Consider the following 26,365-nt stretch of genomic DNA (forward strand, 5'->3'; position numbering starts at 1 on the left):
TGCTAGTTGATATTGCCCGACTTGTTGTCGAGTGTTTCGGCAACACCGGAATTGAACAGGCCGGTCACGCTGTTGCCGAGCGCCACGAAGGTGCCGATGATCGCGATGCCGATCAGCATGCCCAACAGGGCATATTCGATCGCCGTTGCACCATCTTCGGCGCGCAAGAACGCCCTGACTGTCGATTTCACCGTGCGCCCCCGCGTACCGTTCTGTCCTAGAGCAGATCGCACAATGCGGCGATCAACGGCTCATCGGCCGGTGGCATGGCATAATCACGAAGGGACTGCGGCCGCACCCATTTAAGCGCAGCATGCTCGCGGTTCTGCGGCGCCCCCTGCCACTTCCGACAGACATAGAGTGGCATCAACAGGTGAAATTTCTCATAAGAGTGGCTCGCAAACGAGAGCGGCGCCAGGCAGGCGGCCTGCGTCTGGATGCCCAACTCCTCTTCAAGCTCGCGCATGAGCGCGGCTTCCGGACTCTCGCCCGGCTCGATCTTGCCGCCCGGAAATTCCCAGAGGCCGGCGAGGGACTTGCCCTCGGGCCGCTGCGCAATGAGCACGCGCCGGTCTGCGTCCACCAAGGCGCAGGCCACCACGACAAGCAGGGACTGGGTCATGCGCTCTCCGGGGATCGATAGTGGTAGTCGTACTGGTGCACATAGCCCAGACCGCGGTAGAGCGCCTGCGCGCCCAGATTGTCGGCCTGCACATTGAGCATGGCATGGCGCGCGCCGTTGGCATGCCCCCAGGCGAGGCCTGCGCGCATCATGGCAGCACCATAGCCCTTGCGCCGCTGGCCCGGGTCGGTGACCACATTGCCGGCCACCACAATGCCGTCGGCAAGGGTCATGATGGCCGAGGCCACCGGCGCACCCGACCCATCGCGCAGCACAATGCCGCGCGCCGGTGTATCGAGGGCGGCCAGAAGCGCGGTGAGCCCGGCCAGGCGGCGATCATCATAGTCGGCCAATTTGCGCTGCACGGACAGAAACGCGGGGTCGAAGGCGTCGTAGTCGCTGCCGCGCGGATCGGTCTCGACGCGGTCCAGCGGCATGGCGAAAACATAGCTATGGTCATAGGCCCGCCAGCCCAGCGCATCGAGCGCGGACAGTGTCTGCGGCCCGGTGAGCGGGGTAACGCGGAACACCGGCGTCAGCCCGCGGGCAAGGAACCAGTCGGCGGCCGCCAGAATGCGGTCGCGTGCATTCTCGTCATCGGCTGGATCCAGGCATTGCACGGAATTGGCGCGCTTGGTGTAGCCATTGGCAGCGCGGCGCACCCAGGCGCCATCCCATTCCACCTCGATGCCGGGCCAGGCTGCCAGCCCGCTCCGCTCAAGGCCAGCCACATCGGGCAAACCCATGTCAGCTCCGGTAGTCGCCATTGATGGTGATATAGCCATGCGTCAGGTCGCAGGTGTAGACGGTGGCGCGCCCATCCCCCAGGCCCAGGCTCACGGTGAGCTCGAGCTCCTGCCCCTTCATATAGGCGCTGGTAGCCGCCTCGTCATAATTGCCAGCGCGTTCGCCATCCTTGGCCACCAGCAGGTCGCCAAAGCGGATCGACAGGCGATCGCGATCGGCCGGCTCACCCGCCTTGCCCACTGCCATCACCACGCGGCCCCAATTGGCATCCTCGCCGGCAATCGCCGTCTTGACCAAGGGGGAGTCGGCAATAGCCTTGGCGATGCGGAAGGCCGAGGCGTCACTGGTCGCGCCTTCGACATGAACGGACACCTGCTTGGTCGCCCCTTCGCCGTCGCGCACCACCTGGATAGCCAGATCGAACAGCACATCGCGCAGCGCCTCGCCGAAGACTTCGGCGCGCGGATCATCCAGGCTGGTAATGGGCTCGAGCGCCGCCGCGCCGGTGGCAAACACCAGCAGCGTGTCCGACGTTGAGGTGTCGCTATCGACCGTAATGGCGTTGAAGCTGGTCTGCACATGGCGGGCCAGCAGGGCCTGAAGCACCGGCGCGGCAACCGGCATGTCGGTGACCACAAAGCTCAGCATGGTCGCCATGTCGGGCGCGATCATGCCGCTGCCCTTGGCAATGCCGTTGATCTTGACCTCGACGCCGTCGATCTCGAGCGTCGCGCCATTGAGCTTGGGGAAGGTGTCGGTGGTCATGATGGCCTTGGCCGGTTCCATCCAGGAACCCGCGCCCAGCCGGGTCGCCATGGTGTCGAGCACGCCATCGAACTTGCCCGCATCAAGCGGCTCGCCGATGACGCCGGTGGACGCCAGGAAGATTTCGCTGGGTGCGCAGCCCAGCGCCTTGGCCGCAAAGTCGGCGGTCAGCTCGACGCTGCGCTGCCCCTTGATGCCGGTGAAGGCATTGGCATTGCCCGAATTGACCACCAGGCCGCGTGCCACGCCCCCCGGCAAATTGGCCTTGCACCAATCGACGGCGGCCGAGGAGCATTTCGAACGGGTGACCACGCCGGCCACCGTGGTGCCGGCATCAAAGGCCATCAGCAGGACGTCGGTGCGATTCTTGTACTTGATGCCCGCCTCGGCCGTGGCAAAGCGCACGCCGGCGATGGTCGGCAGGTCCGGATAGGATGTGGGGGCGAGGGGCGAAACCGGATGGGCCATCGGGCAAACCTTGTTGCAAGCAAACAGGTCTGTGGTGTGCCCCAAACATGCGGCATTCGCAAGACAGGCGGCGCCATCTCGGCACTTTGCCAGTTGGGGCGTGTGGAGGCTTGGCGCCTCCACACGCATGTCGGCTTACTGCGCTGCCGGCTCGGCCGCGGCGTCCGTCTCGGTCTGGGCCGACACGGCCGCGGCCAGGGCCGGATCGGGAATGTCGATCTCAACGCCATCCATCAGCTTGGCCACGGTGCTGTCGAACGTGGTCATCAGCAGCTGTTGCTGCAGCTGGGCGGCGACCTGTTCGAAGGCCGGCGGGCTGGACTCGCGCTTTTCTTCGAGGCGAATGACATGCCAGCCGAACTGGGACTGCACCGGATCGGACACCTGGCCCACATCGGTCAGCGCAAAGGCAGCCGCCTCGAAGGGTGCCACCATCATGCCCTTGCCGAAAAAGCCCAGATCGCCGCCATTGGCCGCGCCGGGGTCGATCGACTTTTCCTTGGCCAGGGTGGCGAAGTCAGCGCCGCCATCGAGCTGGGCCTTGATGGCCTTGGCCTCTTCCTCGGTGGCCACCAGGATGTGGCTGGCGCGGATTTCGGGCTGTGGCACGAAGTCGGCGACGAATTTGTCATAGGCGGCGCGCACGGCTTCCTCGGTCACCGAGCCGGCGATGGCATCGGCGAAATAGGCGCGGCGCAGCGCGCGCTCCTTGAGATACTGCAGGCGCAGGGCAAACAGCGGCGTATCGGCCATGCCGGCGTCGGCACCGGCCTTGGCCATCACCTTCATGTCGATCAGCACGCGCACCAGGAACGCCTTGCGCTGTTCGGGCGGCATCTGCTGCAGTTCCTGCGCCAGGTCTTCGGCTGCAAAGCCCAGCTCGGCTTCGGTGATCGCCTCGCCACCCACCGTCGCCACCACGGTATCGGGCGACACCGGCGCGGCAGCTTCGGCAGCAGCTGGAGCCTCGGCGGCAGGCGCCGCATCTTGGGCGAAGGCAGGCGTCAGCGCACTGGCAGCCAACAGCACCACGAGCAGGCTCGCGCCACGGGCGAGGCGCAGGGGGGAAAACATCATTGGGGTCGGTCTCCTTGGCCGGCGCGGAACAGGGTGTCCGGACGGATGTGTGCGGCACTCCTGTGCCATGGCTGTGCTCGGCGCGGCTGGAAATGACAAGTGGGCAAATGCACCACGCCGCACTTCGTGAGCGCGATTGGACAAAAAGCCCAGCATCTGCGCTGTTTCCCGCCAGCACGACTGAGGTTTCGCCCATTTTGCCAGCGTTGACAAGACAAGGGGGCGCTCTTACATCTCACGCGCTTTTCCGCCGCTCGGCGGGAATACAGAAATTCAAAGCCGGAGAGGCTTTCTCATCGCGCCACGAGGCCTGGTCTGGCCAATCCGCAGTGTCCCGCTGCGCCGCGATGAGTTACCGAAGGACCTTGCATATGGCACTTGCTGCGCTCGCCCGGCGGATTTTCGGCTCCCCATCGGATCGCCAAGTCAAACGCTACCAAGGCAAGGTGGCCGCCATCAACGCCCTTGAGCCCGAGCTGGAAAAGCTCAGTGACGAGGCCCTGCGGGCCCGCACGGCCGAGTTCCGGGCCCAGCTGGAAAAGGGCGTCGATCTCGATGATTTGATCGTGCCCGCTTTCGCCACCGTGCGCGAAGCCGGCAAGCGCGTCCTGGGCATGCGCCACTTCGACGTGCAGCTGATCGGCGGCATGGTGATGAATGAGCGCGGCATCGCCGAGATGCGCACCGGCGAAGGCAAGACGCTGGTGGCGACCCTGCCAATGTATCTCAATGCGCTCACCGGCAAGGGTGCCCACCTCGTCACCGTCAACGATTACCTCGTCAAGCGCGACGCGGCCTGGATGGGGCAGATCTACAATTTCCTCGGCCTCTCCTGGGGCGTGATCGTCCATGGCATGACCGATGCCGAGCGCAAGGCTGCGTACGCTGCCGACATTACCTATGGCACCAATAACGAGCTTGGCTTCGACTACCTGCGCGACAACATGAAATATACGCGCGCCCAGATGGTGCAGCGCGGCCATGCCTTCGCCATCGTGGACGAAGTGGACTCCATCCTGATCGACGAGGCGCGCACGCCCCTGATCATCTCGGGTCCCTCCGAAGACCGCTCGACGCTCTACACCACGCTCGACAACCTGATGTCGATCATCGAAGAGGGCGATTTCGAGCTCGACGAGAAGCAGCGCGCCGCCACCTTTACCGATGCCGGTATTGAAAAGCTCGAGGCCCGCATGGCCGCCGACGGCCTGCTCAAGACCGGCTCGCTCTATGATCTGGAAAACGTCGCCCTGGTGCACCACGCCAATTCGGCCCTGCGCGCCCACAAGCTGTTCCGCAAGGACAAGGACTACATCGTCCGCAACGACGAAGTGGTGATCATCGACGAGTTCAGCGGCCGCATGATGCCCGGCCGCCGCTATTCGGAAGGCCTGCACCAGGCCCTGGAAGCCAAGGAACACGTCAAGATCCAGCCAGAGAACCAGACGCTGGCCTCGATCACCTTCCAGAACTATTTCCGCCTCTACGAAAAGCTTGCCGGCATGACCGGTACGGCCGCCACCGAGGCCGAGGAATTCGCCGACATCTACAAGCTCGACGTGGTGACCATCCCCACCAACCTGCCCGTGCAGCGCGTGGACGATGAAGACGCCATCTTCCGTACCGCAGCCGAGAAGTTCGACGCCATCGCCGACCTGATCAAGCAGTGCCAGGACCGTGGCCAGCCCGTGCTGGTGGGCACCACCTCGATCGAAAAATCCGAAATGCTCGCCGAGCTGCTGCGCAAGAAGAACGTGGGCAGCATGAACGTGCTCAATGCCCGCCACCACGAGCAGGAAGCCTTCATCGTCGCCGACGCCGGCCTGCCCGGTGCCATTACGATCGCCACCAACATGGCCGGTCGCGGCACCGACATCCAGCTCGGCGGTAACCTCGAGATGCGCATCCAGCGCGAGACCGAGGGCCTCGAAGGCGCCGAGCGCGAAGCCAAGATCGAAGAAATCAAGCGCACCATCGCATCGGACAAGGCCAAGGCCCTGGCGGCCGGCGGCCTGATGGTGATCGGCACCGAGCGCCACGAAAGCCGCCGCATCGACAACCAGCTGCGCGGTCGTTCCGGCCGCCAGGGCGACCCCGGCCATTCGGCCTTCTTCCTGAGCCTGCAGGACGATCTGATGCGCATCTTCCCGGTGGACAGCATGGATTCCATGCTGGGCAAGCTGGGGCTCGAGCAGGGCGAATCCATCACCCATCCCTGGGTGACCAAGGCCATCGAGCGCGCCCAGGGCAAGGTGGAAGCGCGCAACTTCGATATCCGCAAGAACATCCTCAAGTACGACGATGTGATGAATGATCAGCGCAAGGTGATCTTCGAGCAGCGTCTGGAGATGATGGACGCCGAGGATATCTCCGAGACGGTCGTGGAAATGCGCCACGACGTGGTGGAGAACATCGTCGCCAAGGCCATTCCGCCGCGCTCCTATCCCGAGCAGTGGAACATCGAGCAGCTCGAGGCCGCCGCCAAGACCTATCTCAATATCGAATTGCCGATCAAGGAATGGGCGGCCGAGGACGGCATCGACCCCGAGATCGTCGTCGAGCGCATCAAGGGCGCCGTGGACGAGGCCGCTGCCACCAAGGAAGCCAATACCATCGCGACCATGGAAGCGGCCGGCACGCCCAACCCGACCATCATGCGCCAGGTGGAAAAGTCGATCCTGCTGCAGTCCATCGACGGGCTGTGGCGCGAGCACCTGGTGACGCTCGACCACCTCAGCAAGGTGGTTGGCTGGCGCGGCATTGCCCAGCGCGATCCGCTCAACGAATACAAGCAGGAAGCCTATGAGCTGTTCCAGGCGCTGCTGGTCAACCTGCGTGAACTGGTCACCACCCAGCTGAGCCATATCGTTCTGCAGCCGCGCGCGGCCACCCCGCCCACGCCCGACCTGAGCCGCCTGCAGGAAACCCATATTGACCCGCTGACTGGCGAGAACGACGCTGATGAAGGCGACACCATCGCCGACTCGCTGGGCGCCGTGGGCAGCGATCCCTCGCTCAAGCCCATCGACCCCAAGCTGCTGGTCGGCGTGTCGCGCAATGCCCCCTGCCCCTGCGGCTCGGGCAAGAAGTTCAAGCACTGCCACGGCCAGTTCTAGGCTGGGACAGACCATCGCAACACAAAGGGCCCGGACATCTGTCCGGGCCCTTTGTGTTTGTGGCGTGAGCGCGAAAGGCTAGGCCGGAACCAGCGCAGGCTTGCGGGCGACAAAGGCCTCGATCTCGGCCATTGGCAGATGATCGCCAACATCAGCCCCATAATAGCAGCGGACCAGGCGCCCGTTTTCATCGATAAGGAAATCGGCGGGCACACGATTGAGCGGACCATTGAACATGGCGGGCAGATAGCCTCTGGAGAACGCCTCCATCAGGGCGCCCGGGCGCAGCCCCGCCTTGAGAAAGCCCAGCCAGCTGGTTTCAACGCCATAGCGCTTGTAGTGTTGCATGGCCGGGTCCGGAACGATGGGAAAGGGCGCATCCTGCCGTCCCACATGCTGGGCAATATCGGCAGCAGACGACTGGAACACCGCAACCACGCTGAGCCCCCGCGCCACCCACTCTGGGTGGCGACCGATCATGCTGTGCACCCGCAGATTGCACAGCGGGCAGGATGCATAGCGGTAGAACGACAGCATCACCTTTCGCCCACGCAGGGCCGCCAGCGACACCGGCGCGCCAAACAGGTCTGTGGTCTCCATGCTGGGGGCCATCTGCCCCTCGGTCAGTCGCGTCATCGTGCTCTCCTGCACCTGAAAAATCGCTGGTGTCGCCCTTGTCAGGCGGGTTGTCCGTGCGCGGCCATGGCGTCGATGTCGGCCAGAATATCCTCCACCACATCGGTGACGTGGGTGCGGTCACCGGTTGCATGCGCCAGCATGGCAGCGCCCTCGAGGTCGCGTACCATCTTGCGCCCAGCCCGCCGCGCCGCCTCCCCATCAAGCCCCAATTGCCGGAAATGACCAGACGCCCAGTCGCTGAGCGCCGTGAAGACATGGCCGATATCAGCGGCGCCGGCCTGGTCCTGCTTACCCAGCTGTGCCACCAGCGTGCCGACGGGGCAGCCGTGGCGGGTGAGCATATCGGCCTGTCCCAATGTCATGCCGGCAAAGGCGCGCAGGGCCAGGCGGGAATCGCCCAGGCCATCCCATTCATCCCGTCTGGCCTGTAATTGCCCGGCGACACGGCTGACAGCAGCCCCGACCATGTCGTCCCTAGATTTGAAGTAATAATAGAGACTGCCCAACGGCATCCCCGCGGCCTCGGCCACATTGGCCAGCGTCAGCCCCGCCAGCCCACGTTCATAGGCCACCTGCGAGGCGGCAATCTTGAGAACATCGCCCTTGTTCGCGCGTGCCGCCATAGTCCACTCCATCAACTAAGTAAGTTTTCTTACTAGTTCGGAGATTTGTCAAGCGGGCAACAAAAAGGGGCCGGACAGTGCTGTCCGGCCCCAATCGATGCGCCTGCGACTATTGCGCTAGACCAGCGCCGTTATCGTCTTTTTCCGCCACACAAACCGGTACCAGCAACCCTGGAGCACGAACATCATCACAAAGCTGGCGGCATAGGCCACCCATATGCCCGTAAGGCCCATGCTTGTCTGGCTGAGCACGATGGCGCCCGGCAGCTCGATGCACAGGATGCAAATCAGCGACAGCACCATGGGCGCGATCACCGTGCCGCTTGAGCGCATGATGCCGGAGAACACCACGCTGCCGCCAAAGGCCAGAATGCTCCACAACACCACATGCAGCAGCGTCTCGGCGACGTCGATCACCTCCGGATCGGTGATGAACAGAGCCACCAGATGCTGGCTGAACAGATAGGCCAGAGCAATCAGCGGACCGGTGATCAACAGGTTGAGCACCAGGCCCGTGCGCGTGATGGCGCCGAGCTGATCGCTCTTGCCGGCGCCGATGGCCTGCGCCCCAAAGATCGAGGCGGCGATGCCGATCGACATGGCGGGGAACTGCACATAGCTCATCACCTGGCCCAGGGCGCCATAGGCCGCCGTGGCGCTGGAACCGAAGCGGTTGACCAGGCCGACCACCACAATGCCCGAGATCGACGACACCACCATCTGCAGCCCAGCCGGCAGACCCAGCCGCAGGATGAGACCCAGCAGCGCGAAGTCGGGATGCAGCATGGCCGCCCACAGCTTCCCATCTGGAGCCAGCGGCATGTTGCGCACCCGCAGATAGACGAACAGGAAGACCAGCACGCTCAAGAAACCCGCGATCGAGCCCACAGCGGCGGCAATCACCCCTAGCTGCGGCAGGCCGAACCAGCCCAGGATCAGGGCGGGTGTCACCACCAGACCCACCGCCAGCGACAGCAGCAGCGAAAACAGCGGCGTGATCGTGTCGCCGACACCGCGCAGGACCGAGGTCGCCACGATGAACAGGAAGAAGCCGGGCATGCAGCCCAACATGACCCGGGCATAGCTGGCCGTGATCGGCGCGATATCGGCAGGCACGCCCAGAACGCTCAGGATCTGGTCTGTCCAGATCACCCCGACGATGGCCACCAACACGCCCAGCACAAAGGCCGTGGCCAGGGTGGTGCCGGCGACCTGCTTGACCTTGTCGATGTTCTTGGCGCCCCAGGCCTGGCCGATCAGCACTGTCGAGCCCGAGGACAGCCCGATCAGGAAGCTGAGCAGGAAGAACATGATGGGGAAGAACGTGGCTGTGGCCGCCAGCGCATCCACGCCGACGAGCTGGCCCACATAAATTGAATTGAGGGTGCCCGACAGCGACTGCAGGATATTGCTCGCCATCAGTGGCAACAGGAAAATCAGAAACCGCTGCCAGAGCGGTTTGGATTGAAAACTCATCTTGAACTCCCAAGACATGAACACGGACGCGTCACGTCACGGCCCCCACGATGGAGCTAGGGGTCAAATTATCGGACTGACCGCTGCGGGGACCTGTTCACATCCTTCAAATACGGGATGCCGGCTGGACGGGCGCTGGTGGCGTGGCAATGACACGGCGCCGTCTCTACGCCCCGGGCCTCAAGGCGTCAACGGCCGCAACGATCTGCAATCACTTCCCGTAATAACGGCGATCACCACTTGTCATGACCCGACCAGCGTTTTGTCGATGCATCGGCCTGTGCGGATCGCTATTGCATAGACCATGCAAACCAGCCCGCCCTCGACACACGGCTTCGCCGACCAGTTCTTTGCAGGCGCCCGCGCCTGCATTCCGGTGGTCCTGTCGGTGGCTGCCTATGGCATGGTATGGGGCGTGCTGGCGCGTGGCGCCGGGCTGACGCCGCTTGAAGTGCTCATGATGAGCGGGCTGGTGTTTGCCGGCTCGGCCCAGTTCGTGGCGCTTGACCTCTGGACAGCCAGACCCGCGACGCTGCCCATCGGGCCACTGATCCTGGCCGCGCTCATCATCAACCTGCGCTACCTGCTGATCACCGCGACGCTCCGCCCGCTGTTTCGCCCCGACCAGACCTGGAAGGGCGCCCTGATGATGGGCATCGTCTCGGACGAGACCTGGGCCATGACCATGCTGGAAATGCAGAGGGGGCGCGGCACCATTGCTTTCCTCCTCGGCGGCGGCGTCTTGGCCTATGTCTGCTGGCTGTTGACCACGCTGCTCGGCTACATGGCCGGCTCAGCCATAGCCGATCCGGCGACCTATGGCCTCGACTTTGCCTTTACCGCCACCTTCCTGGTGCTGCTGTTCGGCATGTGGAAGGGCAAGGCCGACCTGCTGCCCTGGGCCGTTGCCGCGCTCAGCGCCATTGTCGCCGCCCATGTTGTCCCCGGCACCTGGTATGTGCTGATCGGCGGCATCGCCGGCAGCCTGGCCGGCGCCATTGCCGACACGGTGCGCCATGTGGACTAGTCCCCAGGCCCTTGCCGCCATCCTGGGCATGGCGCTGGTGAGCTTTGCGGTCAAGGCGCTGGGTCTGCTGCTGGCCAACCGCCTGCCCCGCCACGGCTTTGCCGCGGCCTGGCTGCGCCATGTACCCGGCGCCGTGCTGGCTTCGCTGGTGGCGCCTGCCCTTGCCACGGGCAATCCCGCTGAACTCCTGGCGGCCCTGGCCACGGCACTGATGTACTGGCGCAGCCGCAGCCTGATCCTGTCCATGGCGACCGGGGTATTGGCTGTCTATGTCGCGCGGCTCGCCCTGGCCGGATAAACACCGGACCCCGTTGCGGACCGGCGCGAGCTAGGCTAGAGACTTTGCCCGTGCCCCTCTGGCGGAATGGTAGACGCAGAGGACTCAAAATCCTCCGCCGCGAGGCGTGCCGGTTCGAGTCCGGCGGGGGGCACCACTTCCAACACATCGCTGCCCGACACACACCAAAGCGTGAACCGCAATGGCGCGCGCGCATTGTGGGAAACACACGCCCAGCCAGCGCGTTAACCCTATTCCTTACCGACCCATTAATCGTTTGCGTCGCATTTTAGCACAAAGTTCACCGCATACCCGTGACGAGGCTAAACCATGAAACGCAAGTCCCTCTTGCTGTCCGCACTCCTTTTGCTCTCGCCGTCCGCAATGGCCGCCGACCTGGGCTGGAACGGTGGAGACTCGGGCTCGATCTATTCTCCCGTGCCGGCCTCGGGCTGGTCTGGCTTTTATGCAGGTATCAGCGCGGGCTATGGCTGGGGCAATGTGCTGCGCAAGCCCACCGCAGGCGGCGCCGAGACGTCCAACGGCACCTCCGGCTTCGTGCTGGGCGGGCAACTCGGGTACAATCTTGACCTGGGCGGCATGGTGATCAGCACCGAGGCCGACCTCCAGGGATCCAACCTGGGCTATGAGGAAGCCATTCCCGGCATTGGCACCTTCAAGACCGGCATGGACTATTTCGGCACGCTGCGCGGCCGCGCCGGCATGAGCTTTGGCCAGGTGATGCCCTATCTGACGGCCGGCTTTGCTGCCGGTCGCGGCACGGCCAGCGTCACCAGCCCGGCCAATGTTGTCACCTCCCAGTCGGCCAATCATCTGGGCTGGACCGTGGGTCTGGGCATGGAAGCCATGGCCACCCAGAACATCACCTTCAAGGCCGAATATCTCTATGTAGACCTCGGCACGCAGAGCTATGCGGGCCTGCCGGTGGGCAATTCGGACATTACCCAGCGCTTCAGCGTCATCCGCGGCGGCGTCAACTACAAGTTCTAGTGCTCGGCGGTTTCGACCGCCGATCCCATGCGACGACGGGCCCGGCCTGGCATCAGCCACGCCGGGCCCGTTGTCATTGCGGGCAGCAGGACGATCATTTGGCCGTTATTCGCTGGAAAAGCGCGCAAGGCCGGTCTATCCAGCGCCATGCTCGATCTTTCCCAATGATGGAACGCCCCATGGCCGCGCTGCTGCATCCCCTCGACAAGAAATCGGCCGCACTGGCCTTTGTGCTCGGTCTGGCGACCATTCTGGGCGCCTGGGGCAGCCAGATCATCGGCGGGCTCTATCCGTGCGAGCTGTGCCTGGAACAGCGCATGGCCTATTACTATGGCCTGCCCCTGTTGCTGATCGTGTTGATTGCCTGGAATCGCCTGCCGCTGGCCGTGTGGTATCTGGCCATGGCCATTGTCGCCGCCATCTTCGCCTGGGGCGCCTACATGGGGGCCTATCACGCGGGTGTGGAATGGGGCTTCTGGCCCGGCCCGACCGCCTGCACGGGTGTCGGCGACGCCATGGATTTCAATGCACTTAGCGACATGAAGCCGGTGATCGGTTGCGACGTGGTGCAGTTCCGCCTGTTCGGCATCTCGCTGGCTGGCTACAACGCCCTGATCTCGGTGGCCATCGTGACGCTTCTGGGCATTTCGATCTGGGCCCAGATGCGCGGCAACCGCCGGGGCTAGTCGCCCTTCGCCTGGGCGCCAAGATCTTGCCCATCATGGACGACCCGGACAATCTGCACCGTGCCGGCAACGACCCGGTGGAGCACAAGATAGGCGCCGATCGGCATCCGGCGGACGCCTTCGCGCAACACTTGGCTTTTGGAGTGGTAGCGGCCGGTCGCAACCAGATCGTTGACGGCCTGCTCGAGGGCCTCGCCCAATTCGGCACTGATCGCCATAGCTCGACCTCCTGATGGTCAACCAATAATAGTTATTGGTCGGCACCCCCAAAAGGACGAGGGATCAGGGCTCGAGCTCGATGTCCCAATAGAGATAATCCAGCCAGCTCTGGTGCAGATGGTTGGGTGGGAAGGCGCGGCCATTGTTGTGCAGGTCATGCACGGTCGGGTGATAGGGCGCCTGGTGCGGGAACATCTTGATCTCGCTGGGCATCCTGTTGGCCTTCTTGAGATTGCACGGCGCACAGGCGGCGACGACGTTCTCCCAGGTGGTCTGGCCACCCTTGGAGCGCGGAATGACGTGATCGAAGGTCAAATCCTCGCGCGAACCGCAATATTGGCACTGGAAGCGATCGCGCAGGAACACGTTGAAGCGTGTGAACGCCGGATGGCGCGCAGGCTTCACATAGTCGCGCAGCGACACCACGCTGGGCAGGCGCATTTCGAAGCTGGGGGAATGGATCACTGTGTCGTAGAGGCTGACGATATTGACCCGGTCCAGACACACCGCCTTGATCGCGTCCTGCCACGACCACAACGAAAGCGGATAGTAACTGAGCGGCCGGAAGTCGGCGTTCAGAACCAGCGCGGGACAGGCCTCAGGCGACACGTGAATGGTCACTTGAGTCTCCCGAAATGGGAATCGAGTAAGTCCATATCCCCTTTATACTAAGCCCTTTGTGTCAGGGCTGTGAAGCCGGGGTGACGGGCTTATTTTTGCATGAGACCGGTAATGAAATCGGTAGCATAACCGAGCCCGTCCGGGGCGATGCCATGCCCGACACCGGGGCTGACGTGATAGCGCACATCCACGCCTGCCGCCCGCAGGGCCGCATCCGCCTCGGCGCTATGGGCCGGGTCGACCACCGTGTCGCTATCACCATGCACCAGGCAGACCGGAGGCTTGGCAAATTGCCCCTCGCCAAAGCCCTCTGGCGGCAGGAAGGCGCCTGAAAACCCGATGATGCCCATCAGCGGCTGTGGCAGCGACAGCCCGACATGGAGGGCCATCATCGCCCCCTGGCTGAACCCGACCAGCAGGGTCTGCGCCGGGGCGATACCGGTTTGCGCCCATAGATCGTCCAGGAACTCGACCAGCACCGGCGCCGCCCCGACGACGCCCGTCTGGCGCCTGGCCAGCCGGTCTTCATCGAAGCTGACATCGAACCATTGATAGCCGGCTGAGAACTGCTTGCAGGCGTCCGGGCCATTGGGCGAAATGAAGACAGCGTCGGGCAACACATCCTGCCAATGCGGCGCCAGGCCGATCAGATCGCTGCCATCCGAACCATAGCCATGCAGCAGCACGACGGCCTGTTGCGGCAGGCCACCGGAACGCGGTGGCAGCATGGGGCCGGAGAGCTTGGTCACAGGGCGATTCCTTCCTTGTCGCGCAGCACGGCAAAATAGCGCCAGAACAGCAATGCCGCCGCCGAGCGATGGGGCGCCCAAGCGGTGGCGAGCCCGATCATGTCCTTGATCGTCGGACGGGCGTCAAGCCCGAGGCCATGGGCGACCGCCTTGAGCAGGGCGAGATCACCGGCTGGAAAAACATCGGCGTGACCGGCGCAGAACATGAGATAGACCTCAGCCGTCCAGGGGCCGATGCCCTTGTGCGCCACCAGATAGGCCACCGCCTCGGCAGCAGGCAGTGACTCGAGATGGTCAAAATCCAGCGTGCCATTGGCCATCGCCAGCGCTATGGCGCGCACGGTGCGATATTTGCTGCCCGAAAAGCCCGCCGCCCGCACGGCCTCTTCGCTGAGGTCCAGATAGCGCAGCGGATCCAGCGCGCCATCGAGCGCTGCAAAGCGGGACCAGATGGCGCTGGCGCTTGCCACAGAGACCTGCTGCCCGCAGATGACCTTGGCCATCCCCGCAAAGCCGGGCTCTGTCAGGCGCGGCTGCACTTCGCCAGCCACGCGGCGCACCGGCACGAGGCGCGGATCAATCTCCACCAACCGGTCCAGCGTCGTGGCGATGGCCGACACGCTGTCGAGCCGTCGTGACGGCGCGATCGCGCCCATGCTATGACCCGGCTGTGCCAAACCGTTCATCCAATCCCATCCTTCGTTTTGCGCCCAGCCCCAATGGCCGGCTGCACCTTGGCCATGCCTATTCAGCCCTGGTGACCTGGCGGGCCGCCGCCACCCTGGGCGGCACGGCGCTGCTGCGCATCGAAGACATCGACGCCGAGCGCTGTAAACCCGAATTTGCCCAGGCGATAGAAGACGATCTGCATTGGCTGGGACTCGACTGGCCGGTGCCGGTGATGCACCAGTCCGATCGCATGCAGGCCTATGCCGATGCCGGCAATGCGCTGCGCGACCAGCGCCTGCTCTATCCGTGCTTCTGCAGCCGCACCGAGGTCGCGGCCCTCGCCACCGGAACGGACCCCGACGGGGCGCCGCTCTATCCCGGCACGTGTCGGCATATGGCCCGCAGCGAGCAGATCGAACGGCTGGAGCGTGGCGACCCCGTGCAGTTCCGCCTCGATACCGAGGCGGCAACGGCGCGCGCCGGCATGCTGACCTATACGGTGGTGGGGCCGCTGGTGACCGACCGTCCGCAGATCCGCCATGCCCGTCCGGAGCGTTGGGGCGACGTCGTGCTGCAGCGCAAGGGGACGCCAACGAGCTATCACCTGGCCGTGGTGGTCGACGACGCGGCCCAGGACATCACCCATGTCACCCGCGGCCGGGACATGGAGGCGGCAACCGACATCCATGTGCTGCTGCAGATGCTGCTGGGTCTCACTTCTCCCATCTACCATTTCCACCGGCTGATCCTGGACGAGGATGGGCGAAAGCTGGCCAAATCGAAAGGCTCGCCATCCCTGGCGAGCCTGCGGGAGGCCGGCTGGACACCGGCCGATGTGCGTCGCGCCGTCGGGCTGGGCGACTAGGCCGCCCGCGCTTTTGCCAGCGGCGCCATGACCTGTGCGATGGCTTGAGGGAACGGCGTCGCAAAGTCCGGGCCGAGCAACGCATCGAGCCGGGGATCGACCAGTTCCATCGGGTTGTTCCACAGATAGCGCATCTTGACGATCTCGCGCACGAAGCCGTTGACCAGCCCCATGGCTTGCAGCAGCACCCAGGGCATGGGCGTGACCTGCAGCGGTGTTGGCCAGGCGCTCTGTATGGCGGCCATCAATGCGCCATGCGTCACATAGTGGCCGGCAAAGTGGAACGTCTCGAATGGCCCGAATGTGGCCCGTTTCTCCGCCAGCACGGCAAAGGCCCGTCCGAGATCAGGCAGATAGGCCCATGCATGGCCGAGGTCGAGCGCGGCCAGATGATGAATCTTGCCCTTGCCGATATCGGTCAGCATGGCCTGGTCGAACCAGTCCCCCACATTGCCGGGCGCATAGAAATCGCCGGCGCGCAGGATGATGGTCTGGAACCGGCCCTCGCGGCTGGCTGCGGCCAGCATCTGTTCCTGCTCCACCCTGATGGCGCCGCGCGGCGTCTGCGGGTTTTGCGGCGTGTCGGGCGTTATCCGCCGGTCGGTTGCGGCATAGTTGTAGATATTGCCCGGATACATCAGCGTCTTGCCGCTGTCGCCCATGGCCGCAATCACCAGCGCCAGCTGGGCGACGGCCCGGCCCTTGTCCCACTTGTCATAAGGCAGGTTGAGCGCATTGACCACGATATCGGCCGGCGCGATGGCCGCCCTGAGATCATCCAGGCTCGCCGCATCGCCGGGCACGAAGCGCACGCCGCTGATCGGATGGCGATTGCTGCGGCCCATGCCGATGACGCTGTATCCGGCGTCCAGAAAGGCCTTTGCGGCGTGATGGCCGATGTGGCCGTTGATCCCCAGTATTGTCACATTGCCCTTGGTCATTTTGGCGCTCCACTTGTGTTGAAAGCAAGCATGCGCCATTCATTCTTGTGGCGCGATTGCCATAAATCGAACAACAGGCATTCAATTATGAATAGAGAGCCGGACTGGGCCCTGTGGCGCAGCTTTGCTGCCGTTGTCGCCAATGGCTCACTCTCCGGGGCGGCGCGCGAACTGGGCATCAGCCAGCCAACCGTGGGCCGCCACGTCGAAACGCTTGAGGCTGATCTGGGCCTGACACTGTTCGAGCGCAGCCTCACCGGTCTCAAGCCCAATGCCACGGCGCTGCGCCTGTTTGATTCGGTGTCGCGCGCGCAGGCGCTGCTGGCCGAGGCCTCCATCGTTGCCCAGGGCGCGCTCGACGATTTCGGCGGCACCGTGCGCATCACCGCCAGCGAGATGATCTCCAACCACGTGCTGCCGCAACTTCTGCTGCCCATCCGCCAGCGCTATCCGCGGATCGCCATCGAGATCGTTCCATCGGACTCGGCCGAGAACCTGCTGCTGCGTGAGGCCGACATCGCCATCCGCATGTTTCGGCCGACCCAGCTTGAACTGGTGACCCGCCGGCTGGGCGCAATCGAGCTCATCGCAGCCGCCCACGCCGACTATCTGGCCCGCCGCGGCACGCCGCGCAGCATGACCGACCTGCTCGAGCACGACCTGATCGGCTTTGACCGCTCGGACGCCATCGAGACCCATGCCCGGAGTATCGGCCTTGCCCTGACGCGTGACAATTTCAAGCTGCGGTCGGACTCACAGACCCATCTATGGGCCTTGATGCTGGCCGGCCTCGGCATCGGTTTCGGCCAGGCCAGGCTGGTCGCCAGCACCCCTGGAATGGTGGCGCTGCCGATCGACCTCGAGATCCCGCCGCTCGATGTCTGGCTCACAACTCACAGGGAATTGTTCACCTCGCACCGGATTCGTGCGATCTATGATGCGCTTGCCGAGGGTCTGGAAACGTATATCAACGGCAAGGCACCCTTTCGGTAGGACTCAATGCAAACAGCGCTCAATATCGCCATCGCTCTTGCGATGCTCTTCGTGGTCATTGTTCTGGGGATGGGCCTGTGGAACATGCTCAAGGCCGGCCCGGGCAATACCAGCCAGCGTCTGATGCGTCTGCGCGTGATTGGCCAGGCCATCGCCCTGGCGCTGCTGCTGGCGGCGCTGTTCCTGTTCGGCGGCCGGCAGGGCTGAGCGGCACCATGGTCAAGCTCAACGTGATCTATACCAAGACCGGTGATGACGGCACCACTGGCCTGGTGCGCGGTCCGCGCCGCCCGAAATACGATTTGCGCGTCGAGGCCTATGGTACGGTCGACGAGGCCAATGCCTGCCTCGGCCAGGCAAGGCTGCACACTTCCGGCATGCCGCGCATCGACATGCTGCTCAGCCGCATCCAGAACGATTTGTTCGATGTCGGCTCCGACCTGGCCACGCCCGGCGCCGACGATCCCGCCGCGGAATATCCCTCTCTGCGCGTCCGGGCGGTCCAGACCGCAGCGCTCGAAAGCGCCATTGACCAGTACAATGCGACGCTCGCGCCGCTGACCAGCTTCGTCTTGCCCGGCGGCTCGCCGCTGGCAGCCACGCTGCATCTGGCGCGCACCGTAACGCGCCGCGCCGAGCGCATCACTGTCGAACTGGCGGCAGCCGAGCCGGACACCAATCCAGAGGCCATCCGCTATCTCAACCGACTGTCGGACCTGTTGTTCGTGCTCTCGCGGGTGGCCAATGGCAATGGCAGCCGCGACGTGCTGTGGGTGCCGGGCGGCAATGGCGATCAGCGCAAGCGCTGATCGCATCGCGCCACGGCCGCGTCAGGCGGCGCGCGGCGGCGCTGCGTCGTCGACGGTCATTTGGGCCCGGTCAAGTTCCAGCACGATCTCGTCCACGGTCGGGCTCAGCATATCGCCAGAGAACACCACGCGGTTGCGACCACCCCGCTTGGCGGCATAGAGCGCCGCATCGGCCTGGGCGAACAGATCTTCGGCCGGCAGATCACCCCTGGCCATGGACACCCCGAAACTGGCGCTGATGTGGATGGGTTGCCCCTCCCAGACCAGATCAAGTCCATCGATGGCCTGGCGCAGGCGCTCGGCCACCTGTTCGGTGATGGCGACCGTGGTATCGGGCAGCAGCACGGCCAGCTCCTCGCCTCCCAGTCGCGATAGCAGATCGCGACCGCGCAGGCTGGCCCGCAGGACGCGCGACACCTGTTGCAGCACATGGTCGCCGGCGGCGTGGCCGAACGTGTCATTGACGATCTTGAAGTGGTCGAGATCGATGATGAGCAGGGCCGCGAGCCTGTCTGGGTGGCGCAGCCCGGCGATACCCCGCTCGAAAGCGCGACGATTGGGCAGTGCGGTCAAAGGATCGGTGAGCGCCCGCGTCTTCCACTCCTGCTCGCGCAGGATCTGCGCCAGTTCGCGCTCGACGAACAGCCCCAGCAGCACCGCCGCCACCACCGACGCCAACAGAACAAAGGGCCCGACCTGGGTGATCAGCGACCAAGCGCTGGCATAGCCCATCACCGCGCCCGTCAGCACATAGCAGGACACGACCACCCCGAGCACGAAGAGATGCCGGGCCTTGACCGCCGAGCGGGGCCGCAGCCAATGGCGCCAGCCCAGGCCCAGCAAGGCTGCCGCACAGATGCCGACCACGCCGGGCAGCGCGCCAGAACCTCCCAGCCATCCGCGATAGGCCGCGGCCATTGCGCCGGCGACCAGTGCCGCCGGCCAACCGCCGAAGGCGGCCGCAAAGCCGATGACAATGCCGCGTGAATCCACCATGACGCCGCCCCCAATATGGGTGGGAGACATGATGGTGACGATGCCGCCAATGCCAAAGACGAGACCCTGCAGGATTGAGCGGGTCCAGCGCGGCCAGTCCTGCCGCTCAATGACGCCGAACAGGATTGCCATCAGCGCGAGAACGCCGGTCCCCTCAATGATGGCGATAAACAGATCCTGCAGGAACATGGTCAATCCGGCTTGGCGTATACTGCCGGCACTTCACCAGACAGGCGTAAGCGATCCATGAAGTTTGTCATGGGGATGCCCAGAGCCTGCACTCAGCCTTAGCCAGGGCTTAACGCGCGCCGCCGCCACGGCAGAACACTCTATTAGGCATTTCCTTCAAATTGACCACAACGGGGAAGTCTTTGTTTAGGGCCGACCGCTACGGTGATGCGATGGACATCAGGCAGAAAGGAGGTCCGACATGAACGCCGACCTCTCCACGCAGATGCTGGCCATGAACACCATCAAGACGCAGAACAGCGTCCAGATCGCGGTGTTCAAGAAGGCCAATGAAATGCAGAACGAACTGCTGAACACACTGACCCAGCAGGCGCTTTCGCCGCCGCTGCCCGGCCAGGGGACGCAGGTGGACAAGCGCGCCTGACCGAAAGGAGCCTGCCATGAGCAATGCCCTGGGGATCGGCCCGACTGTCATGATCAACCGCATCGTCGCCCGCGACGCGACCCCGCTCGCCGCCCATCTCGGCAAGGTCGCCGAGCTGCGCATGAAGCTGGAAAATGCGCGCGCCGCCGAGCAGGCGCAGGCGCAACTGCTCAATCCCACCGAACCAGCCAGCAAACCCCAGATGGTGACCGGCGCCGATGTGGATCGCCTCGTCTAGCTCTGGCTGCCCAGACCCTTGAGCGCCTCCACCACGGCTTCGCCGTCGGGGGTGTTCCATTCAGCGGGGCCCTGCAGCACCGCCAGTTCGCACCCGTTCTTGTCCAGAACAAGCGTTGCGGGAAGGCCGACGGCAACGGCCTCCTGCTTGAGCCGCTCGAAAGCGGCAAAGCTGCTGTCGGCGTAAAGCGGCAGATGCGCGAACTTGTTTTCGTCAAGAAAGGCCTTGGCCTTGTCCAGCCCGCCCGCGCCGATATCGAGATTGATCGGCAGCACCATGAAGTCCTGCCCATTATACTTGCCGGCCAGCGCATCAAGCGCCGGCATCTCGGCCCGGCAGGGTACGCACCAGCTCGCCCAGAAGTTGACCAGCAGCGCCTTGCCCTTGAAATCGGCGATCGTCACCGGCTTGCCATCGGCATCGGCAAATCCAAGCGTAGAATAGCCCCGCCCCTCGCCTGTGCCGTTCAGAGCCGCCAGCTCCCCCACCGCTGCCGCGTCGATTGCCGCGGCGGCGGCTGGCTGGGCGACGCATTCGCCGGCCTGTCCGGCATTGCCGAGCCAGACCCACGTCGCTATAGCTACGCCCAATCCCGCCACACCCAGAGTGACCAGCAGCCGCCTGCGGCCGGATGGTCGGGGGGCTGGCGCTTGCGTTTCGGTCATAACAGATCTCCGAGGTAGTCGATGAGCAACAAGATGTGGGGCGGCCGGTTCGCCACGGGCCCCGATGCCATCATGGAAGAAATCAACGCCTCGATCGGGTTCGACCAGCGCCTGTTCCGCCAGGATATTGCCGGATCAATTGCCCATGCCACAATGCTTGCCGAGACAGGCATTCTGACGCAGGCAGATCGCGCCAGCATCCTGGCCGGTCTAAACGAGGTGCTCGCCGAAATCGAGGGTGGCACCTTCACGTTCTCGCGGGCGCTCGAGGACATCCATATGAACGTCGAGAGCCGCCTGCGCGAGAAGATCGGCGACGCCGCCGGGCGCCTGCACACGGCCCGTTCGCGTAATGACCAGGTCGCCACCGACTTCAAGCTCTATGTTCGCGACACCATCGACACGCTGATCATCCAGGTGACGACGCTGCAGCTGGCCCTGGCCAACAAGGCCGAAGACGAAGCCGAAACCATCATGCCCGGCTTTACCCATCTGCAGAGCGCTCAGCCGGTGACCTTCGGCCACCATCTGCTGGCCTATGTCGAAATGCTCGGCCGCGACGCCAGCCGCCTTGCCGACGCCCGCAAGCGGCTCAACGAAAGCCCGCTCGGCTCGGCTGCCCTGGCCGGAACGCCCTACCCCATCGACCGCCACATGACGGCGGAAAAACTGGGCTTTGACCGCCCGACGGCCAATTCGCTCGACGCCGTGTCGGACCGAGATTTTGTTATCGAGACCGTCGCCGCTGCGGCCATCTGCGCCATGCATCTCTCCCGCTTCGCCGAGGAGATGGTGATCTGGAGCTCGGCCCAGTTCGGCTTTGTGCGCCTCTCCGACAAGTTCACCACCGGCTCTTCGATCATGCCGCAGAAGCGCAATCCCGATGCCGCCGAACTGGTACGCGCCAAGATCGGCCGCATCCTGGGCGCACTCACCAGCCTGATCGTGGTGATGAAGGGGCTGCCGCTGGCCTATTCCAAGGACATGCAGGAAGACAAGGAAGTCGCCTTCGACGCGCTCGACGCCCTGTCGCTGTCCCTGGCGGCGATGACCGGCATGGTCGGCGACATGGTGCCCAATCGCGACCGCATGCGCGTGTCCGCTGCCGCGGGCTTTTCCACCGCCACCGATATTGCCGACTGGCTGGTGCGCGAGCTCAACATTCCCTTCCGCGATGCCCATCACATCACCGGGCAGATCGTGGCCCTGGCCGAGCAGAAGAATTGCGGGCTGGAGGGCCTGACCATCGAGGACTTCAAGTTCATCGACCAGCGCATCGACAGCCGCATCCACAAGGTGCTGACCGTCGAGGCCTCGGTCGCCGCCCGCCAGAGCTATGGCGGCACCGCCCCGGCAAATGTGCTGACCCAGGCCGCGCGCTGGAAGACGATCCTGACCGGCAAGCCGCACGACCCCAGGCCGCTGACGGCGAAGAAGCATGGCGGCCATGGCGATGGCGGGGTTGCTTAGACGCCAGCGCCATCTACTCTTGCAACAGGATTGATTTGGATCGGACCTGATGGCGGGCATTCCCCGGCAGATGAGATTGACGGAACGCCATGTGGGCTATGTCCAGCCCACGGACGTGTCCAATGACATGCCGGCCCCGCCTGAAGGCATGTGGGCTGCCTCCGAAGCCGAACATCACGCCATCATCGAGCAATTGCTGGGGCCGGACCGGGCAGACCGCGAAGTCTGGATCTTTGCCTATGGGTCGCTGATCTGGCGACCAGCCTGCGATTTCGTTGAAAGCCGCAATGGGCTGGTGCATGGCTGGCACCGCGCCTTTTGCCTGGGCTGGAACAACCGCTTCCGCGGTTCGGACGAAAACCCCGGCCTGATGCTGGCGCTGGATCGCGGTGGCGCCTGCAATGGCGTCCTCTACCGCCTGCCGCCGGATCGGGTGGACGCCTGCATGATGGCCTTGCTGCAGCGCGAGATGGCCTGGCTGCCCTCGGCCTTTCCGCCACGCTGGGTCAATGCCCGCTCGGGCGACCGCACCATCCGCGCCCTGACCTTCTGCATCGACCGCAACTCGGGCCGCTATGTCTCGGGCCTGTCCGACGCTGCGATCGCTGAAGTGCTGGCCAAGGCCGTGGGCTCACGCGGCTCGATGGCCGAGTACCTCTTTGCCACCGTGCAGCACCTGGAGGCCATGGGCATCCATGACCCCCATCTCTGGCAGCTGCAGTCCCTGGTCGCGGCGCATATCGAAGCCACTTATGAGGCCAATCGATAAGTCTTGCTTTCGTTTTGGGCGGCGCTGCACTAGGGAGTGATCCCGAAATAATCCACCATCCCGGTGTCCTTCCGGCGCAGGCCGGAACGCCCGCAGAGGTGGCCAACCCTGTTGAGGACGAGTCTTGGTCCACCATTTCCAGCATCGCGACGGCACGCTCTACGCCGAGGACGTCAACCTCAACGCCCTGGCCGAAAAGGTGGGGACGCCGTTCTATGTCTATTCCAGCGCGACGCTGCGCCGCCATGTGCGCGTGGTGAAGGCCGCCTTTGAGGGCATCCCGACACTTCTGGCCTATGCCATGAAGGCCAATTCCAACCAGGCCGTGCTCAAGTTGATGGCCAGTGAAGGTGCCGGCGCCGACGTTGTGTCGCTGGGCGAGCTGGAACGCGCCCTGGCCGCCGGCATCAAGCCTGAGATGATTGTCTTTTCCGGGGTCGCCAAGACCATCACCGAAATGCGCCGCGGCCTGACGGCCGGCATCAAGTGCTTCAATGTCGAGAGCGAACCCGAGCTGGAACGCCTCTCCATGATCGCCGCCGAAATGGGCACTACGGCGCGCGTATCGGTGCGTATCAACCCCGATGTGGACGCCAAGACCCATGCCAAGATCTCCACCGGCAAGGCGGAGAACAAGTTCGGCATCGCCTATGGCCGGGCCCGCGCGGTCTATCAGCGCATCGCCGAACTGCCCGCAGTTGAGGCGGTGGGCGTTGACATGCACATCGGCAGCCAGATCACCGACCTCGAGCCCTTTGGCGACGCCTTTGACCTGCTGGCGAGCCTGGTCGATGACCTGCGCGCCGATGGCCACAACATCCGCCATGTCGACGTCGGCGGCGGCCTGGGCATTCCCTACCATCTCGAGGAAGACGCGCCGCCCCTGCCCGAAGCCTATGCCAAGGTTGTGCGCGACAGGATCGGCCGCCTGGGCTGCACGCTGGTGATCGAGCCGGGGCGCCTCTTGGTGGGCAATGCCGGCATCATGGTCACCAAGGTGGAATATGTGAAGGAAGGCGGCACCAATTTCGTCATCGTCGATGCGGCGATGAACGATCTGATCCGCCCCACGCTTTATGAGGCGCACCACGATGTGGTGCCGGTCAACCATTCCAACCTGCCGCCCATCACGGCCGATATCGTCGGCCCGGTCTGCGAGACCGGCGACTATCTTGCCAAGGCTCGCACCATGCCGGGCGTCAAGGAAGGCGATCTGCTGGCCATCATGAGTGCGGGCGCCTATGGCGCGGTGATGGCGTCAACCTACAATTCGCGCGCGCTGATTCCCGAGGTGCTGGTCGATGGCGACCGCTTCCACGTGATCCGCCCGCGCAAGTCGCTCGATGAGCTGATCGCCCTCGACAGCGTCCCCGACTGGGTCTGACCCCGCCTACAGCGGATCGCGGTGCTGCCGGGCGAGCGAGACCACTTCGACCGGTTTGCCCGCCAAGGCATCGTCGATCTTGGTCAGCAGGTCGGCCAGGGTGAACGGCTTGACGATGACGTCATAGATCAGCGCATCGAGCCCATGGGCGCGTTCGCGCTGGTCGGCAAAGCCCGTCATCAGCACGATGATGACCGCGGGATATTTGGCCGCCACGTCGAGCGCCAGGGCGATGCCGTCCATGATGGGCATCTTGATGTCGCTCAGCAGCAGGTCGAAGCGCCCCTGCTCACTGTCCATGGTCTCGGCTGCCAGCCCACCGTCTTCTTCGGCGACCACCTCATGGCCCTTCATGGTCAGCGCGCTGACCACAAAGGCGCGAACGGAGGGGTCGTCTTCGGCAACAAGTATGCGGGCCATCAATGATGCTCCGGTGTAACGGGGTCGGATGCTGCCGCGCCATGTCCGGCTGCGGCATCTGAGGTGGTGTCGCCATGCGCCTCTGTCGCCGGCGCGGCGTGGTTTGACGCTGGCTCAGCATGCCCATCTGCCGGCGCGGCATGCCCCTCGTCAGGAGCAGCATGCCCATCTGCGGGTGCAGCATGGGCGTCGGCTGGTGCAGCATGCGGGTCAGCGGGCGCAGCGTGGTCGTCCGCGGGAACGGCGTGGTCGGCGGCTGGCGCCGCATGTCCGTCGGCAGCGGCATCATGGCCGTCTGCGGCCGGCGCCACCGTTCCATGCGCGTCCGTGCCGTGTCCGTCTGCCTCGGTGGTGGCCGTTCCATGCCCGTCACCGGCAGTTTCGCCGGCGCCGGCCCTGGCCGCCGTGGGACCGGGTGCCGGTGGCAGCGCCGATTCGGCAAAGGCCAGGCGTACGCGCGCGGCGCTGGCCGGCGGTTGCGAGAGCTGCGTATCCAGGGTCGCGCGCTCGCCCGCCATCAAGTCATGCACCAGCGGGTCCACGCTCCACTGATAGACAGTGTTGCCGTCGTCATCGAGCAGGGTCACCACCACGGCTGGCACCGGCGCCGGGCTGGGGCGCAACCCGACAATCTGGGCCGAGACGATCAGCATTTCCTTGCCATTGCGGGTGGTGCGCAGCGTGCTGAGACCGGCGAAATCGAGCCCCACCACGTTCACGCCCAGGCCTAGCCTGTCATAGATGCCGGCCATGGCCGGGAATTGCTGGACGATCTGCGTGCGCCCGAAATAGGCGCCGGCGCCAGTTCCCAACAGCGCGAGCACCGCGACCACGCGCGCAACCCCGCGGGCGCGCGCCATCGGCAGCTCCGACGTGGACGCACTCTGGGGGCGGGAGAAATTCCGGCGTCGCCTGCGCACCTCGGCCGGGTCAATCTTGCCGGCGCCGCGGGCAGCCGCCAGGGCCTGCTTGTCCGCCTTGCTGCTCGCTTTGCGCGCCTTTGCGGCCGCGTCCTTCTCGGCGCTGGCCATGGCCTCGTCCAGGCTATCCTCGGCAATGGCTTCCTCGGCCTTGCGCACCTCTGGCGAGGCGGGCGGCTCTTCCTTTGGCAGCGGGGCCTGCTGCCAGGCTTCCTGGCAATGGGCGCATTGTACCTTGCGGCCCGTCGCGCCGATGGCCTCGTAGGTCACCTGGTACTTGGTCTGGCAATGTGGACAACTGATGATCATGGGGCCAGACGATGCTTGCGAATGCGACTACAGCGCCCACCAATCTAGCCCGAGGGTGTTAAGACTCCTCAAACCCAAGCCGCGACTGCACAATCCACCACATTTGTGCCGCTTTCATCCCGCCTACGACGGTGCATGCCGCATCGGCCCGCACGCACTGCTATGCTGCGGCCGATCCCTG

Annotated in this window: 31 protein-coding genes and 1 tRNA gene; 15 read left to right on the forward strand and 17 right to left on the reverse strand. The window is 64.6% G+C overall.

The features are described 5' to 3' along the window. Positions 1-2: 2 nt before the first annotated feature. From K1177_RS13165 to K1177_RS13185, 5 genes are all read right to left on the reverse strand, one after another. Positions 3-191, reverse strand: coding sequence for a Flp family type IVb pilin (locus K1177_RS13165; RefSeq protein WP_224703828.1), 189 nt, complete (start codon positions 189-191; stop codon positions 3-5). Positions 192-217: 26 nt separating this feature from the next. Continuing rightward, positions 218-622 (reverse strand): 8-oxo-dGTP diphosphatase MutT, encoded by a 405-nt coding sequence (gene mutT / locus K1177_RS13170; RefSeq protein ID WP_224703829.1) that lies wholly within the window; start codon positions 620-622, stop codon positions 218-220. Further along, positions 619-1,368 carry a GNAT family N-acetyltransferase gene (locus K1177_RS13175; RefSeq protein WP_224703830.1) on the reverse strand — a complete coding sequence of 250 codons (750 nt, stop codon included), beginning with the start codon at positions 1,366-1,368 and terminating at the stop codon, positions 619-621. The genes mutT and K1177_RS13175 overlap by 4 nt, the downstream gene beginning before the upstream one ends. Before the next feature lies 1 nt (position 1,369). Next, the gene (gene argJ, locus K1177_RS13180) at positions 1,370-2,602 is read right to left on the reverse strand and encodes a bifunctional glutamate N-acetyltransferase/amino-acid acetyltransferase ArgJ (protein ID WP_224703831.1); all 1,233 of its coding nucleotides are present in this window, start codon (positions 2,600-2,602) and stop codon (positions 1,370-1,372) included. Between the two features lie 135 nt (positions 2,603-2,737). After that, entirely contained in the window at positions 2,738-3,679 is a 942-nt protein-coding gene (locus K1177_RS13185) for a peptidylprolyl isomerase (RefSeq protein ID WP_224703832.1), read from the reverse strand. Between the two features lie 371 nt (positions 3,680-4,050). Here K1177_RS13185 and secA point away from each other — a divergent pair, with 371 nt between their 5' ends. Then, the gene (secA, locus tag K1177_RS13190) at positions 4,051-6,795 is read left to right on the forward strand and encodes a preprotein translocase subunit SecA (protein ID WP_224703833.1); all 2,745 of its coding nucleotides are present in this window, start codon (positions 4,051-4,053) and stop codon (positions 6,793-6,795) included. A gap of 78 nt (positions 6,796-6,873) precedes the next feature. On the opposite strand, the gene K1177_RS13195 is transcribed toward secA, so the two are convergent. The 3 genes from K1177_RS13195 to K1177_RS13205 all read right to left on the reverse strand — a co-directional run bounded on the left by K1177_RS13195 (position 6,874) and on the right by K1177_RS13205 (position 9,533). After that, complete coding sequence (locus K1177_RS13195) at positions 6,874-7,431, reverse strand: peroxiredoxin family protein (RefSeq protein WP_224703834.1); 558 nt, start codon at positions 7,429-7,431, stop codon at positions 6,874-6,876. 41 nt (positions 7,432-7,472) lie between these two features. Next, complete coding sequence (locus K1177_RS13200) at positions 7,473-8,057, reverse strand: TetR/AcrR family transcriptional regulator (RefSeq protein WP_224703835.1); 585 nt, start codon at positions 8,055-8,057, stop codon at positions 7,473-7,475. A 117-nt stretch (positions 8,058-8,174) separates the two neighbouring features. Further along, the gene (locus K1177_RS13205) at positions 8,175-9,533 is read right to left on the reverse strand and encodes an MATE family efflux transporter (protein WP_224703836.1); all 1,359 of its coding nucleotides are present in this window, start codon (positions 9,531-9,533) and stop codon (positions 8,175-8,177) included. 304 nt (positions 9,534-9,837) lie between these two features. On the opposite strand from K1177_RS13205, the gene K1177_RS13210 reads away from it, so the two are divergent. The 5 genes from K1177_RS13210 to K1177_RS13230 all read left to right on the forward strand — a co-directional run bounded on the left by K1177_RS13210 (position 9,838) and on the right by K1177_RS13230 (position 12,534). Continuing rightward, complete coding sequence (locus K1177_RS13210; protein ID WP_224703837.1) at positions 9,838-10,560, forward strand: AzlC family ABC transporter permease; 723 nt, start codon at positions 9,838-9,840, stop codon at positions 10,558-10,560. Then, on the forward strand, positions 10,550-10,858 hold the full coding sequence (locus K1177_RS13215; protein ID WP_224703838.1) for an AzlD family protein: 309 nt from the start codon (positions 10,550-10,552) through the stop codon (positions 10,856-10,858). Before K1177_RS13210 ends, K1177_RS13215 begins: the two co-directional genes overlap by 11 nt. A 52-nt stretch (positions 10,859-10,910) precedes the next feature. Continuing rightward, a tRNA-Leu gene (locus K1177_RS13220) sits at positions 10,911-10,994 on the forward strand. Positions 10,995-11,167: 173 nt separating this feature from the next. After that, positions 11,168-11,848, forward strand: coding sequence for an outer membrane protein (locus K1177_RS13225; RefSeq protein ID WP_224703839.1), 681 nt, complete (start codon positions 11,168-11,170; stop codon positions 11,846-11,848). A 179-nt stretch (positions 11,849-12,027) separates the two neighbouring features. Beyond that, positions 12,028-12,534: a disulfide bond formation protein B gene (locus tag K1177_RS13230; protein WP_224703840.1), complete on the forward strand. Its 507-nt coding sequence runs from the start codon at positions 12,028-12,030 to the stop codon at positions 12,532-12,534. On the opposite strand, the gene K1177_RS13235 is transcribed toward K1177_RS13230, so the two are convergent. The 4 genes from K1177_RS13235 to K1177_RS13250 all read right to left on the reverse strand — a co-directional run bounded on the left by K1177_RS13235 (position 12,531) and on the right by K1177_RS13250 (position 14,809). Continuing rightward, positions 12,531-12,752 carry a type II toxin-antitoxin system RelE/ParE family toxin gene (locus tag K1177_RS13235; protein ID WP_224703841.1) on the reverse strand — a complete coding sequence of 74 codons (222 nt, stop codon included), beginning with the start codon at positions 12,750-12,752 and terminating at the stop codon, positions 12,531-12,533. The genes K1177_RS13230 and K1177_RS13235 overlap by 4 nt on opposite strands. Before the next feature lie 64 nt (positions 12,753-12,816). Continuing rightward, a complete protein-coding gene (locus K1177_RS13240) occupies positions 12,817-13,374 on the reverse strand; it encodes an HNH endonuclease (RefSeq protein ID WP_224703842.1) in 558 nt (185 codons plus the stop codon). 89 nt (positions 13,375-13,463) lie between these two features. Next, complete coding sequence (locus K1177_RS13245) at positions 13,464-14,123, reverse strand: alpha/beta hydrolase (RefSeq protein ID WP_224703843.1); 660 nt, start codon at positions 14,121-14,123, stop codon at positions 13,464-13,466. Beyond that, complete coding sequence (locus K1177_RS13250; protein WP_224703844.1) at positions 14,120-14,809, reverse strand: DNA-3-methyladenine glycosylase family protein; 690 nt, start codon at positions 14,807-14,809, stop codon at positions 14,120-14,122. Before K1177_RS13250 ends, K1177_RS13245 begins: the two co-directional genes overlap by 4 nt. On the opposite strand from K1177_RS13250, the gene gluQRS reads away from it, so the two are divergent. After that, on the forward strand, positions 14,794-15,657 hold the full coding sequence (gene gluQRS / locus K1177_RS13255; protein ID WP_224703845.1) for a tRNA glutamyl-Q(34) synthetase GluQRS: 864 nt from the start codon (positions 14,794-14,796) through the stop codon (positions 15,655-15,657). The two genes, K1177_RS13250 and gluQRS, sit on opposite strands and share 16 nt — an antisense overlap. Here gluQRS and K1177_RS13260 read toward each other — a convergent pair. Then, the gene (locus K1177_RS13260; protein ID WP_224703846.1) at positions 15,654-16,598 is read right to left on the reverse strand and encodes an NAD-dependent epimerase/dehydratase family protein; all 945 of its coding nucleotides are present in this window, start codon (positions 16,596-16,598) and stop codon (positions 15,654-15,656) included. The two genes, gluQRS and K1177_RS13260, sit on opposite strands and share 4 nt — an antisense overlap. Before the next feature lie 87 nt (positions 16,599-16,685). Between K1177_RS13260 and K1177_RS13265 the strand changes: the two genes are divergently transcribed. Genes K1177_RS13265 through K1177_RS13275 form a run of 3 tightly spaced genes read left to right on the forward strand, consistent with a single transcriptional unit; the run spans position 16,686 to position 18,400 of the window. Beyond that, on the forward strand, positions 16,686-17,591 hold the full coding sequence (locus K1177_RS13265; RefSeq protein WP_224703847.1) for a LysR family transcriptional regulator: 906 nt from the start codon (positions 16,686-16,688) through the stop codon (positions 17,589-17,591). 6 nt (positions 17,592-17,597) lie between these two features. Next, a complete protein-coding gene (locus K1177_RS13270) occupies positions 17,598-17,798 on the forward strand; it encodes a twin transmembrane helix small protein (RefSeq protein WP_224703848.1) in 201 nt (66 codons plus the stop codon). Positions 17,799-17,806: 8 nt separating this feature from the next. Further along, positions 17,807-18,400, forward strand: coding sequence for a cob(I)yrinic acid a,c-diamide adenosyltransferase (locus K1177_RS13275; RefSeq protein WP_224703849.1), 594 nt, complete (start codon positions 17,807-17,809; stop codon positions 18,398-18,400). Between the two features lie 21 nt (positions 18,401-18,421). On the opposite strand, the gene K1177_RS13280 is transcribed toward K1177_RS13275, so the two are convergent. Then, on the reverse strand, positions 18,422-19,585 hold the full coding sequence (locus tag K1177_RS13280) for a GGDEF domain-containing protein (protein WP_224703850.1): 1,164 nt from the start codon (positions 19,583-19,585) through the stop codon (positions 18,422-18,424). Positions 19,586-19,826: 241 nt separating this feature from the next. Between K1177_RS13280 and K1177_RS13285 the strand changes: the two genes are divergently transcribed. Then, positions 19,827-20,009 (forward strand): putative motility protein, encoded by a 183-nt coding sequence (locus tag K1177_RS13285; RefSeq protein WP_224703851.1) that lies wholly within the window; start codon positions 19,827-19,829, stop codon positions 20,007-20,009. Positions 20,010-20,025: 16 nt separating this feature from the next. Next, the gene (locus K1177_RS13290; RefSeq protein WP_224703852.1) at positions 20,026-20,247 is read left to right on the forward strand and encodes a hypothetical protein; all 222 of its coding nucleotides are present in this window, start codon (positions 20,026-20,028) and stop codon (positions 20,245-20,247) included. On the opposite strand, the gene K1177_RS13295 is transcribed toward K1177_RS13290, so the two are convergent. Then, positions 20,244-20,912 carry a TlpA family protein disulfide reductase gene (locus K1177_RS13295; protein WP_224703853.1) on the reverse strand — a complete coding sequence of 223 codons (669 nt, stop codon included), beginning with the start codon at positions 20,910-20,912 and terminating at the stop codon, positions 20,244-20,246. The genes K1177_RS13290 and K1177_RS13295 overlap by 4 nt on opposite strands. A 21-nt stretch (positions 20,913-20,933) precedes the next feature. Between K1177_RS13295 and argH the strand changes: the two genes are divergently transcribed. The 3 genes from argH to lysA all read left to right on the forward strand — a co-directional run bounded on the left by argH (position 20,934) and on the right by lysA (position 24,535). Then, entirely contained in the window at positions 20,934-22,382 is a 1,449-nt protein-coding gene (gene argH / locus K1177_RS13300) for an argininosuccinate lyase (protein WP_224703854.1), read from the forward strand. Between the two features lie 49 nt (positions 22,383-22,431). Next, a complete protein-coding gene (locus K1177_RS13305; RefSeq protein WP_224703855.1) occupies positions 22,432-23,151 on the forward strand; it encodes a gamma-glutamylcyclotransferase in 720 nt (239 codons plus the stop codon). A gap of 124 nt (positions 23,152-23,275) precedes the next feature. Beyond that, positions 23,276-24,535 (forward strand): diaminopimelate decarboxylase, encoded by a 1,260-nt coding sequence (lysA, locus tag K1177_RS13310; protein ID WP_224703856.1) that lies wholly within the window; start codon positions 23,276-23,278, stop codon positions 24,533-24,535. Between the two features lie 6 nt (positions 24,536-24,541). Here lysA and K1177_RS13315 read toward each other — a convergent pair whose 3' ends face one another. Further along, a complete protein-coding gene (locus tag K1177_RS13315; protein WP_224703857.1) occupies positions 24,542-24,955 on the reverse strand; it encodes a response regulator in 414 nt (137 codons plus the stop codon). Next, positions 24,955-26,184 (reverse strand): zinc-ribbon domain-containing protein, encoded by a 1,230-nt coding sequence (locus K1177_RS13320; RefSeq protein WP_224703858.1) that lies wholly within the window; start codon positions 26,182-26,184, stop codon positions 24,955-24,957. Before K1177_RS13320 ends, K1177_RS13315 begins: the two co-directional genes overlap by 1 nt. Between the last annotated feature and the right edge of the window lie 181 nt (positions 26,185-26,365).

The sequence above is a fragment of the Devosia aquimaris genome, from assembly GCF_020169335.1.
In the GTDB taxonomy this organism is placed as follows: domain Bacteria; phylum Pseudomonadota; class Alphaproteobacteria; order Rhizobiales; family Devosiaceae; genus Devosia; species Devosia aquimaris.